This window comes from Thalassomonas sp. M1454 (genome assembly GCF_007097525.1).
Classification (GTDB): Bacteria; Pseudomonadota; Gammaproteobacteria; order Enterobacterales; family Alteromonadaceae; genus Thalassotalea_A.
Map to the genome: position 1 here is coordinate 792,778 of NZ_VKDD01000002.1, position 12,521 is coordinate 805,298.

General features: G+C 36.5%; 10 protein-coding genes. 4 read left to right on the forward strand and 6 right to left on the reverse strand.

Annotated elements, in window-relative coordinates; genetic code table 11:
* Nucleotides 1–11 precede the first annotated feature (11 nt).
* The 6 genes from FNN08_RS05515 to FNN08_RS05540 form a co-directional block, all read right to left on the reverse strand.
* A complete protein-coding gene (locus FNN08_RS05515) occupies nucleotides 12–836 on the reverse strand; it encodes a glucosaminidase domain-containing protein (protein ID WP_143583725.1) in 825 nt (274 codons plus the stop codon).
* 14 nt (nucleotides 837–850) lie between these two features.
* On the reverse strand, nucleotides 851–1,633 hold the full coding sequence (locus tag FNN08_RS05520) for a hypothetical protein (RefSeq protein ID WP_143583726.1): 783 nt from the start codon (nucleotides 1,631–1,633) through the stop codon (nucleotides 851–853).
* Nucleotides 1,634–1,720: 87 nt separating this feature from the next.
* A complete protein-coding gene (locus FNN08_RS05525; RefSeq protein ID WP_185962569.1) occupies nucleotides 1,721–2,371 on the reverse strand; it encodes a LysE family translocator in 651 nt (216 codons plus the stop codon).
* A 4-nt stretch (nucleotides 2,372–2,375) separates the two neighbouring features.
* The gene (locus FNN08_RS05530; RefSeq protein WP_143583727.1) at nucleotides 2,376–2,921 is read right to left on the reverse strand and encodes a DUF1415 domain-containing protein; all 546 of its coding nucleotides are present in this window, start codon (nucleotides 2,919–2,921) and stop codon (nucleotides 2,376–2,378) included.
* A 160-nt stretch (nucleotides 2,922–3,081) separates the two neighbouring features.
* A complete protein-coding gene (locus FNN08_RS05535) occupies nucleotides 3,082–5,820 on the reverse strand; it encodes a diguanylate cyclase domain-containing protein (RefSeq protein ID WP_143583728.1) in 2,739 nt (912 codons plus the stop codon).
* Between the two features lie 265 nt (nucleotides 5,821–6,085).
* Nucleotides 6,086–7,300: an EAL domain-containing protein gene (locus FNN08_RS05540; RefSeq protein ID WP_143583729.1), complete on the reverse strand. Its 1,215-nt coding sequence runs from the start codon at nucleotides 7,298–7,300 to the stop codon at nucleotides 6,086–6,088.
* Between the two features lie 263 nt (nucleotides 7,301–7,563).
* Between FNN08_RS05540 and FNN08_RS05545 the strand changes: the two genes are divergently transcribed.
* The 4 genes from FNN08_RS05545 to FNN08_RS05560 all read left to right on the forward strand — a co-directional run bounded on the left by FNN08_RS05545 (nucleotide 7,564) and on the right by FNN08_RS05560 (nucleotide 12,521).
* A complete protein-coding gene (locus FNN08_RS05545; RefSeq protein ID WP_143583730.1) occupies nucleotides 7,564–8,121 on the forward strand; it encodes a polysaccharide biosynthesis/export family protein in 558 nt (185 codons plus the stop codon).
* A 179-nt stretch (nucleotides 8,122–8,300) separates the two neighbouring features.
* On the forward strand, nucleotides 8,301–8,810 hold the full coding sequence (locus tag FNN08_RS05550) for a DUF2937 family protein (RefSeq protein WP_143583731.1): 510 nt from the start codon (nucleotides 8,301–8,303) through the stop codon (nucleotides 8,808–8,810).
* A 94-nt stretch (nucleotides 8,811–8,904) separates the two neighbouring features.
* The gene (locus FNN08_RS05555) at nucleotides 8,905–10,695 is read left to right on the forward strand and encodes an FAD-dependent oxidoreductase (protein ID WP_143583732.1); all 1,791 of its coding nucleotides are present in this window, start codon (nucleotides 8,905–8,907) and stop codon (nucleotides 10,693–10,695) included.
* The gene (locus FNN08_RS05560; RefSeq protein WP_221931769.1) at nucleotides 10,692–12,521 is read left to right on the forward strand and encodes a 2-oxoacid:acceptor oxidoreductase subunit alpha; all 1,830 of its coding nucleotides are present in this window, start codon (nucleotides 10,692–10,694) and stop codon (nucleotides 12,519–12,521) included. The genes FNN08_RS05555 and FNN08_RS05560 overlap by 4 nt, the downstream gene beginning before the upstream one ends.

Here is a 12,521-nt window from a genome sequence, read left to right on the forward strand (position 1 = left end):
TATATTTTCGCTTAAGCTTTTATGTATTTATGGTTATGGCGCATCATATTATTTAGTTCAACAATATATGTCATACCGCGCTCAGAGTAAGGTAGTAAACCAGTTGCTAAAATACTTGGCTCAAGGGGTAAATCATTATCTCTTAATTGTTTTCTAATTTGTCGAAAGAGTCGATATGCTCGATGACTATTAATATTTTTAAAATAATAGCTCACCATACTATCAATACCTTCAAAAGCCGCTACTTCGTGGTTTAAGCCAGTATCCCTTCCTTGTGGCACTAAACCACAGCCCTTTTTAAAGCACCATAAACCAAAGAAATTAAGCCCTATACGAGCAAAACGTGAAGTGCCCCACGCAGATTCATTTGCCGCTTGGACTAATACTAACTCTCTGGGGATTTCATCAACTTTGTTTAATAAACGGGCTAGTTTATCTTTACTAGAAAGCTCACTATCAATTGAGTAACTGCGAGCAATCAGCTGTAACCAATCTAATTCGTCTCCGCTAAGGGGAATAGTTTGTAGCACGTTATTTTCTAACGCCAGTAGCTTACCTCTTAAAGCTCGCAACCTACGATTTTCTTTATCGATCGCCGGCTTTAAAAAATCAAAAAACAACTGTTTTTTGCGTTTAGTGTCGCTAATTTTTGCAAAGTCAGGTAAATCAACATCGTGCAGTGGTTGCTCGACAACAACTTCTTTTACCTTAGCAACCTCTTTGGTTTTGATAATTACCTCAGAAGTAGTAGTAACTGACTCTTTTTCATACATAAAAGGGGCAAGTGCCATCATAAAAATGGCGATTAGCAATAAACCTCTAATTGTGTTTTTCATATGTGCTTAATCCTTTAAGCGGAAAAGAATGTATCTGGCTTTCCATCTGCTGATTTACTAACAACTTGCATTCTAACACCGAAAATCTCTCGGTATAAAACACCTTTAATATTGTAATAAAGTGGCGCAAGCCAAACCATACAACCAATAAAAATAGCCATTGAAAAAACGGGTTCTATACCTGCTAAACCCGGTAATAAGGTGGCAAATAATATGGCCAATAACATTGCATAAATTTGTAAAAGTTTAAATATTTGAAAGCGAGTCGCTTTTAAAGATAAAACGATTGCTGCAATGGGCGTCATGCCCTTCTCTACGATTAGAGGGACAGTAAGAGAGAGTGCCACAGACAAGTAGATGCCAGGAATAAAAAACAAGCTAAAACCAATCGAAGTTATACTGGTAACAATAAGAGCTGTAATGGCAATTAGCGCACTGCGCTTTAAAAAGCTAAATACATAGCTGGTTTTAGTTTTTATGCCCACCGCATGAGAGATCCCCATCATTTCAATGCCGGCAATAAAAGGCCATAAAATAACGGTAGCAACAAGGTTAATAATCATTTGTTTTTCAGGATTTGCAAGGACTTCTTCCATACCGCCAAGATAATCACTAGCAACTAAAGAAAATGCCATGCCAATCATTACAATAAAAATCAAACCACTGATTATTGGTTGTTTATTTACTTTAGTTAAATTCCAACCCTCTTTAAATATCTCGCCTACGTTTAGCTTGTAGTCACCTTGCAGGGCTTTTTCAGGGTTAGACCCTACTTCAATAAATTTTTTATTATCCACAAAAATACTTCTTTTAGATTTATTTATAGCGATTATTATAAAGCATCATAGTCTATAACTCACCTGCAATTATAAAATATGCTTACCTTACATACTATTTAGGAGAATATTGATTGCCAAAGCAATTAATACGATGCCCATAATTTTATCGACAACATGGCCCTTACTGAGCAATTTAACTCGAATATGTTCAATAGTTAGAACGTAGGATAAAAAGCTAAACCATGCTGCAGTTGCAATTGCCATATATAATCCGTAGATACTTTGTACTAGCACTGGCGTTTGCTCAGAAATAACCAGAGAAAATAAGGACACAAAGAATAGAGTTGCTTTGACGTTAAGGCCATTGACCAAAAAGCCGGTCATAAAAGCCTTACTGTTGGTTTGCTCTAAAACGCTTGCTTTATTTTCAACTTTCAACTGTTCATGAGGTTTAGCTAATACTCCTTGAACGCCTATATAAAATAAATATGCGGCGGCAATATAGGTTAAAACATTAAAGAGTATAGGGTCACTTGCGATTAATAGACCGATCCCAATAAGAGAGTAAGTTACATGCAGTAAAATACCACTGCCAATACCCAAGCTAGAGTAAATCGCTTTTCTGCGCCCTTGCGTTAAACTTTGCTTTACAATAACAGCAAAGTCAGGTCCTGGGCTTGCTACAGCCAAAAAGTGAACAACAGCAATGACTAGAAATTCACGATAATACAAGGCTAATGAGTTGATAAAATCCATTACTCTATGACCTAAGCGATACTAAAAATTGCTGAAAGAATTCAATACCTTTATGGTCACATACTTCAATGTTTTTATCTGGGATCCCTTCAGGATCTGGGTGAGCTTTAATAGCTTTAGCTAAAGAGTCTTCCCTAAGCAAGTGTAAGATAGGAAATGGTGATCGGTTGGTATAATTAGATACGTCATCTTCAGCAACATCGGCAAAATAGTAATCTGGATGAAATGTTGCTATTTGATAAATGCCCTCATAGCCTTGGTCAATCAATAGTTGTTCGCCCATTGCAACTAAGTCTAAATAATCATCGAAAAAGCTGAATTCTTCCGGAAATATAATCAAGGATGTTGAAATTTCAGGATGCTTAGTTAAATGCTCACATTCTTGAATTAGTCCGTGTAAAGCAGACTCGATATCAACATTTCTTAATACCGGATAAGCAATAGTACGATTAACAAATTCTTTTTTTGCAAACGGACAAAAATTCAAGCCTATAATGATTTCATCTAACCATTGTTTGCACTGGTCTATAACGCGCTCATCGGTAAACATAGCAACCTAACATTAGTATATTCTATAATTTATATAAGAGTAGTTTACCTTATGCCCGGTAAATTCATACTAAAAAGTTAACTAATAGGCCTTTATTAAATCGAAATAGGTGTAAACTAATTAGCCTACACCTATAGAGTTTTCGCAAGAGTTTGCTCTATTAATGCCTTTGTTCAAGTAACCGGTTTAAATCATCCATAGGCAGGGGCTTAGAGAATAAATATCCTTGTCCATATTGCGCAGACAGTTCTTTAAGCAAAGTTGCTTGTTTATTAGTTTCAACACCCTCAACTATCACATCTATACCTAGCTTGGAAGCCATAGCAATCATGGCTTCACACATAATAGTATCAGAATTAGAATCAGCCATATTTTTAATAAAAACTTTGTCAATTTTAAGGAAGTCAAAATCAAGTTTTTGTAAGTATGACAAGGATGAATACCCAGTGCCAAAATCATCGATAGCAACTTTAACCCCCAATTTTTTTATTTTGAGAAGTTGCTCATAAACGACGTCTAGATCATGTGCAAGCGCCGTTTCAGTCAATTCTATAGTTATGCAATCAGCACAAACTTTATATTTAAGAATCGTTTTTTCTATGAACTCAGCTAATTGATAATCGCGACTATATTGAAGAGCCGAGGTATTTATACTTATTTTTAGTTTTAAGTTATGTTGCTCGTGCAATAATTTTAGAGCTTTTAATGATTCATCAATAACAAACTCACCTAACTTTATTGCTAAGTTATTTTTTTCTGCTAATGGTACGAAAATGTCTGGGCCGATAGGCCCTCTTTTAGGGTGGTTCCAACGAGCTAGAGCTTCTACTTTGACTACTTGTTTGGTTTCAAAATCTACAATAGGTTGGTAGACCAGTGATAATTGTTTAGTTTTAATTGCATTTGTAAGATCCGTCGTTAATTCACATAAATCATTAGATGCCTCTAACTCAGCTTGATCATAACAGTGACAATAACCTACATTTGATTTTTTATGCTTTTGAAGAGCGCTTGCGGCAGTTTGCACTAATTTTATCTCATCACTAGCATCACTAGGATAGTTTGATGATCCCATATTAAAGCCAACACTAACCTTTACATCAGATATATTGTGTGGCTTATTTAATACTTGTTCTATCTTTTTTACTAATGCCGTATGTAATAAATTTACAGTGTTGTTTACACTCAAGATGGCAAACTCATCTCCGCTAATACGAGCGATGGTATTATGATCACCAAATGATTTTTCTAGACGCTTAGCTATTTCTTTTAAAACAGCATTGCCGTTGTTATAGCCATATTTATCATTAATATGTGAAAGATTTTTTATATCAATAAAAAATAAAGTAAATGAGTCATTAGCATTTGTTGTTTTTATCTGTTTTCTTATATGTTCTTTAAGCAGCTGTTCATTAGGCAATTTGGTCAGTACATCAAAGTTACTATTGCGCCAAAGTTTAGAGGTTAATTTATCCTTTTCGATGGCCATTGCAGCAAGGCGTGCAGACATGTTGATAAGTTTAAAATCATCTTCTACAGGTATGCTCTTCTCTGCATGATAAATTGCGAATGTGCCAAGTACCTTCTTATCACCTGAATATATAGGTTCAGACCAACACGCACCTAAATTTGCTTTAGCTGCAAGAGGTGCAAAAGGTTTCCAATATGGGTGAGTACTAATATCTTCTATAATTGTTCTTGTGCCTGTAAAAGCTGTATTACCACAGGCACCAATACCCTTGCCTATCTTTATACCATTAATCTGCTCGTTATAAAATTTAGGTAGTGATGGTGCAATGCCACCAACAAGATGTTCTTTACTATCATCTAACAATAGAATGCTACAAAGCATACCTGGGTAGTCAAGCTCAACTAATTGCACGATTTTACGTAGTGTTTCACGAAGAGCAATGCCTGACATGATCATTTCTAGTATTTGCGTACGAATAGCTTCTCTTTTTGCCATAGAAATAGTTCTACCGGCTATCAACTCCGACGTACTTTCTGATAGCGAGTCTTCTTGGCTTTCACTAAACCATTTTATACAATTTTTGCCCATTTTTTTTGCTTGGTACATAGCTTGGTCAGCTTGACGAATGATTAAGTCGGAGGAATCTTCTAATGTGGCAACTCTTGGAGTGGATATTCCAATACTAATTGACGTGCTAACCGTCTGATTTCCTATTTGCATTGGGCTGCAGGCCGTCATTAATAAACGTTCAGCTATGCTATAGTTGACTTCTGCATTTGTCTCTTCACTAATAATGATAAACTCATCACCGCCAAACCTTGCAATCATGTCTGTTGCTCTTATCTCAGATTTTAAACGATGTGAAAGTATTTTAAGAACTTCATCTCCGCCTATGTGACCAAAATTATCGTTAACCGACTTAAAATCATCGATATCAATGAAAAATAGAGTAAACATTTTATCGCAAGCGATATATTCGTCTAACTTTTGCGTTAAGGAAACACGATTGGCCAAATTAGTTAATTGATCATAATGCGCCATTCGATACAGTTCGTTGTTGTGTGATTTTTTCTCTGTAATATCAGACAAAACAGCTGCATAGTGACTAGGTTCACCTTGGTCATCATAGGCCTTAGTGATAGTGATATTCTCGAAAAATAAGCTACCATTTTTGCGTCGGTTGCAAATTTCCCCTTTCCAAATCCCTTTTGAGTGTATGGCATCCCACATTGATTTATAAAAATCACTGTCATGGACACCTGACTTAAGTATTCTTGGACTTTGACCAATAAGCTCTTCTTGACTGTAGCCAGTTATATTGGTGAATGCTGAATTTACTTCCGAGTATCTACCATCAAGATCGACAATGCATATACCGTCGGAAATGTACTGTAAGGCTTTAGATGCTCGGTGCAAGATAGTGTTCATAATTCAAAAATATGGTGTAGTATAAAATTTCGGCTATATTACCGCTACAACCTGCAACTTTACACAGTCTGTTACAGTTCAGTTACACAACTTATTCATTGCTAAGTTTACTAAACATATACAGGTAAAATATGTTTTTGACACAGGCCTCTATATCTGACTTTTTTAGTTTTTGATTCGAATTTGATCTGTGCATAAGTATATGGCCCTCAATATTAAGGACTCTTTGCAAGTAATCTTGATATAACCATTAAATTAAATTTTTCTAGGCAATTTTAGGCTCGAGCGATTCAAGTTTATCAGTTAGATTAAAGGCGATGTTTCTTGCGCAATCCAATGCATTGTCCAATTCATAAAAAGCTACAGGCTTGGCAAAATAAAAGCCTTGGAACTTATCGATACCAAGCTCCTTTAATATCCTTGCTTGCTCCTTTGTTTCAACGCCTTCAGCAACACAGGTTAAATGCAATACTTTCGCCATCATTATGATCGCTTTAACTATGTTTCTAGATTTAATGCTTTGAGTAAGACTCTCAACTTGAATTCGATCAATTTTCAATTCAGTAAAAGGGAAATTAATTAACTCAGTCAAGCCAGAATGTCCTGCACCATAGTTGTCAATTGATAATTCAATCATACATATCCGCAGTTTTGCCAAATTAGACAACACGGTTGGTGATACATGTGAGTGATTCTCGGTCATTTCAATAATTAGTTTATCTCGAGGAAATTGATGACGATCTACTATTTCAATAATTTTTTCACAGAACTCTGCTTTTAACAAACTACAATACTCAACGTTAATTGATACTGTAAGATCATGATTATCTCTTTGAGACATAAGCTTTAGGCTTCGATCTAAAATATAATAAGTGTAGTCGGTAATTAACCCAGAGTTAATCAAAGGTTCAACAAAGCGATCCGGTCCATAAATCATGCCATCAACCATGACTCGCCCTAATACTTCTACACCTTCAACAATGCTATCTTTATTTGATATTTGTGGTTGAAAATATGGTTGAAACTTACCATCAAGAAGCAATTCTTGTACGTGGAATTCAGTGAATTTTGATAAGGTACGATTAACATTTTTGTTTTGTAAACGATCAGTTTCGATGACCTTTAACGTGTTATGTAAATCTATTTGATTGATTGGTTTTTGTAGAGAAAAAGTGTCTTCAATTCCGACTAACTCAATGAGCAAACGAACTGACTCAAGGACTTCAGGATGAACTCCGCTCAGTAATATTACCCCTACAACATTTGGAAAACTCCTTAAGTTTGGGATCAAATCGACAATAGCGGCATGCTCAATATTAATGTCTGTCACAAAAATAAACGGTTCGTCTGTTACTGAAATTTCTATTAGGCATTCATCTACCGATGTAAAACTAGAAACATTAGCATTAGGATACCTTTCTAGTGCTGTAGTTAGAATTTGACTCTGCAAAACGTCGTCTTCAAGTAATAATATTTTCATGGCGTTATTCAATTGTGCTTATATTAGTCATATTGGCCTCAACAATGTAACCCGATGTAACCAACCTGTAATCGTCGCGGATTATAGACTCTAATCCCCCTTTATATGTAATGATGTTGTAACACTGGCAATCTATATTTCACGTAACAATAAGTGCCACTAGCGTTACAATTGCGTAACGATTTCACCAATTTTATAACCACTGAATTGTTTATAATTGTTGTTAGAATTTAATCCCAAAATTGATTACCTAAACACTTCAAATGATTAACAAAATACTCTTTTTAATATTATTTTTTGTAAGCCATTGCGCTATAGCTGAAGATGCGTACCGAGTCGAGCCAGGTGATACTATAAAGATAACGGTATTTGGCGAGGATGATCTTAGCAAGCAATTAATGTTAGAAAATAGTGGTGAAGTTACTTACCCTTTTCTAGGAGTATTACCTATAAAAGGATTAACCGTTTTTCAAATTGAACAATTAATCTTTAATGGTTTAAAAGGAGATTATCTTATTTATCCTCACGTATCCGTTGAGGTAGTTAAATACCGTCCCTTTTATATTAAAGGAGATGTACAAATTGAAGGCTCTTATTCATATAAACCTGGGTTAAATGTTGGTCAGGCTATGGTTATAGCCGGTGGTTCTATAACTGCTATAGAACAAAATGAATTTTATATCTTGTCAAATAATGGCGGAAATAATACTTTTGAGCCGGTAAATTTTTCGAGTAGATTGAACGCCGGTGATATTGTGATAATAGAAAATAAAAGTACTTTACAATCTTCTTCATCAAATAGCACAATAAGTGACGATTAATTTATCTTTTATGACATCAATTTGTGATAAGTCTTCCTTGCATTAGCCCCTATTATTGTCTCTTCTATCTGTATAGTAATGATTAATCTCCATTATTAAGTGGACGTTACATACTTGCATTTGCTATTACCTACATTTCCTTTACTATTAAAATGATAATAATAAATTTTTAGGTGACGATGTTTAACTTTATTCAACATACCTTCGACAGAATACTGTTTGCAGTTAACTTTATTCTAGCAATGCAGTTACCTGGTTTTATTCAACAATACAGCCAACGTATTGCTGGTCATTTAGACGAAGCTAAATATCAACTAAACAACTATCAAGTAATTGCTGACCAACATTATCAAGGCGATTTATTACTCATGGTAAATCGCTACCAAATGAATAGCGATCCTGGCATACGTTCGTCTGCTGATTTGATTATGAATTTAATTGACAGGATATCTACCCTAACAGAACAAGTAGAGCACCTTCTTAATAGCGATTACTTTTATAAAATATTCTTCTTTATAAAAGAAATTGATCTTTCTATCGCTAAAGCTACATTAGTTGATTATCAGCTAACGGTTCCTTTACACCTTAATGCCATAGTGACCGGACTTGTTTTTGCCATAGCGGCAAGTTTAATCGCCCACTTTACTGCTAATTTGTTTAGAACAAGAACTAAAACGCTTAAACTTTAAACATATTTTAAAAATAAAAGTAAAAAACTACTTAACTTCTGCCTAATTTATGTACATTATTAAGTAAGATGTTATTTACTAAGTGGAATTTACTTTGAAAAAAACTGATGTCTCAACTTACGATCACTTTCTAAAAGTAGTCGATTGCCAACAAGCCTGCCCTGCTCACACCCCTGTTCCTGAATATATCCGCCTTATTAGCGACAAAAGATACTCCGATGCTTATTTACTTAATTGGCAGTCGAATGTATTTCCCGGCGTACTTGGCAGGGTTTGCGATCGTCCTTGCGAACCTGCTTGTCGAAGAGGCAGAGTAGAAGAAGAGCCCGTTGCAATTTGCCGTTTAAAGCGAGTCACGGCTGATTTAAAAGATGATATAACATCTCGATTACCAAAAGCACCTGAGCATAAAAATGGTAAAACCGTTGCTTTAATCGGCGCAGGGCCAGCTTCTTTAACGGTAGCTCGTGATCTTTTACCACTTGGTTATGATGTAACAATCTTTGATCGTGACTTTAAAGCAGGCGGCATGATGAGAAGTCAGATCCCAGCATTTCGCTTACCCGAAGCCGTACTCGATGAAGAAATTGACTACATTTTAAATATGGGGGCTAAAACTGAATTTGGCACACCTATTACAAGCCTACATAAATTATTAAAAGATAATTACGATGCTATCTTTGTTGGTACGGGCGCACCGAAAGGGAGAGCTATAAAAATACCTGGCGTTAAAGAAGCCGATGCTCATATCGCTTTAGGTATAGATTGGCTATCAAATGTATCTTTTGGCCATAATGATAAAGCGCCTAAACGAGTGGTGGTATTAGGTGGAGGTAATACCGCAATGGATTGTTGCCGAACAGCCAAACGCTTAGGTGGAGTGGATGTAAAAGTTGTCGTGCGCTCTAGCTATGAGGCAATGAAAGCATCCCCTTGGGAAAAAAAAGATGCAGCAGCAGAAGGTATAGAAATAATAGTTAATCATACGCCGAAAGAATTTGTAATGGATAAGGGCAAATTTGTTGGTGTATCGTTTGAAGAAGTCGAGTCTATTTATGACCGCGGCGGTAACCGCGTGCTCAAACAAACTGGAAAAACACTTCTAGTTGAATGTGATTTAGTTTTGGTTGCAGTTGGTCAAGATACCAGTTTCCCTTGGATTGAACGCGATATAGGTTTAGATTTTAATGAATGGGGACAACCCGAGCTAAACGAGAAAACACTACAATCATCAATAGATAAAGTATTTTTTGGTGGTGATGCCGCATTCGGTCCTGAAAATATCATCACAGCAGTAGCTCATGGCCATAAAGCGGCTATTTCAATCGATTTATTTTGCCAAGGTATTAACCCTGAGCAAAGAACTGATAGTGACTTTGCTTTAGTTAGTCAAAAAATGGGCATGCATGAGTGGAGTTATCAAAATATAACTGACCATGAAGTTCGCCATGCCGTGCCGCACATCAGTTGGGACAAGGCCGTCAAAGAATTAGCAACCGAAGTTGAATTAGGGTTTGATGACCAACTTGCCTTACAAGAAGCTAAACGTTGTTTAAATTGTGATGTGCATACTGTTTTTACTGAGAGTACCTGTATTGAATGTTCGGCCTGTGACGATATATGCCCGGTGGATTGTATTAATTTTATTGAAGATATACCGGATAACACTCGCCCTCCTCAAGAGTTACTCAAGGGTAAATTACACTTAGATAAAGCAACCGACGAGCAAGATTATTTAATTTCGGATAAATTAAAAACAGGCAATATTATGGTTAAAGATGAGGATATGTGCCTACATTGCGGATTATGTGCAGAGCGTTGCCCTACAGGCGCTTGGGACATGCAAAAACTAACCTTAACCAACGTAGAGGCCACTATCAAATGATCACACCAACAACAAACGACTTAGTGATTCGTTTTGCCAATACCAATGGTACAGGCTCTGCTAGCGCCAATAATATGTTTGCCAAAGCGATTATGCGTATGGGAGTACCAGTAAGCGCCAAAAACATATTTCCATCAAATATCCAAGGCGCGCCAACTTGGTATGAAGTAAGAATAAATGAAGATAACTTTTTAGGGCGCAGAGGTGGTAAGGCCGATATTATCGTTGCGATGAACGCGCAAAGCTTTAACGCTGATATTTTGGATGTAGATAAAGGAGGTTTCTTACTTTATGACTCATCTAAGCAATTACCTGAGCATTTAATTAAAGACGATGTAAATTTTTTAGGCATTCCAATATCAGCCATATGTTTAAAGGAATATCAAAATCCAAGACAGCGTCAGCTATTTAAAAACGTTATATACGTTGGTGCCCTAGCCGCTTTACTAGATATAGAGTTTGACGTTTTAAAAACACTTGTTGGCGATCAATTCAAAGGCAAGCAAAAGCTTATAACCCCAAACATTTACGCTCTCGAGTTAGGTTATCAATACGCGATTAATCATTTTAGCTGTCCATTACCAGTAAAAGTAGAGCGTCGCGACTTAATTGGTAATCAAATAATGGTTGATGGTAATACCGCATGTGGTTTAGGCGCTGTTTATGGTGGCGCTACTGTTGTCGGTTGGTACCCAATTACCCCATCAACTTCAGTAATTGAAAAATTCGCCAGTTATTGTGAACGTTTAAGGATTGATCCCGCCTCTGGTAAAAAGAACTTTGCCATTGTGCAAGCTGAAGATGAATTAGCAGCAATAGGGATGGCTATAGGCGCAGGCTGGAATGGAGCCCGAGGTTTTACCGCAACAAGTGGCCCTGGTATATCATTAATGTCTGAGTTTTTAGGCTTAGCCTACTTTGCTGAAATTCCAGTAGTATTAATGAATATTCAACGTGCTGGCCCCTCAACTGGTATGCCAACACGCACGCAACAATCAGATATACTTGCTTGTGCATACGCATCACATGGTGATACCAAACATATTTTATTATTCCCTGACACACCAAGTGAGTGTTTTGAGTTAAGCGCCCTAGCCTTTGATTTAGCCGATCGAATTCAAACCCCTGTGATAATTATGAGTGACCTCGATTTAGGCATGAACGAACATTTATCAAAGCCATTTATCTGGAATGATAAGCAAAAATATGACCACGGTAAGATCCTATCCATGCGTGAGCTTGATGAAGTAGAACACTTTGGACGTTATCAAGATATAGATGGTGATGGTATTTGTTATCGAACTGTCGCAGGTACCCACCCTAAAAAAGGTGCATTTTTTACCCGTGGCACATCAAGAAATCGCAACGCGGTTTATTCAGAAAAATCTGAGGATTACGTCGATAATATGCAGCGCTTAGAACACAAATTTGCAACTGCAGCCAAGCTTGTACCAAAAGCTGAAATATCTAGTGGCATTAAAAATGCAAAAATAGGTTTAGTTTATTACGGTACTAGCGCGCAAGCTATGTCTGAAACTAAACACTTATTACAAGAGCAAGGCATTCCAGTTGATCTTATGCGCATACGGGCATTCCCATTTGACAGTGAAGTGAAAAAATTTATCACTGAGCATGAACAAATATTTTTAATTGAACAAAACCGCGATGCGCAAATGCGCACTCTACTCTGTACTGAGTTAGAGCTTTCACCTGATCATATTCAATCAGTTTTATGTTTTGATGGTTTAGCGCTAACGGCTAAGCAAGTGGTTGAAGATATTAATAACGTTTTAGTTAAACAATCGCCTGAACAAGAGGTAGGTTAA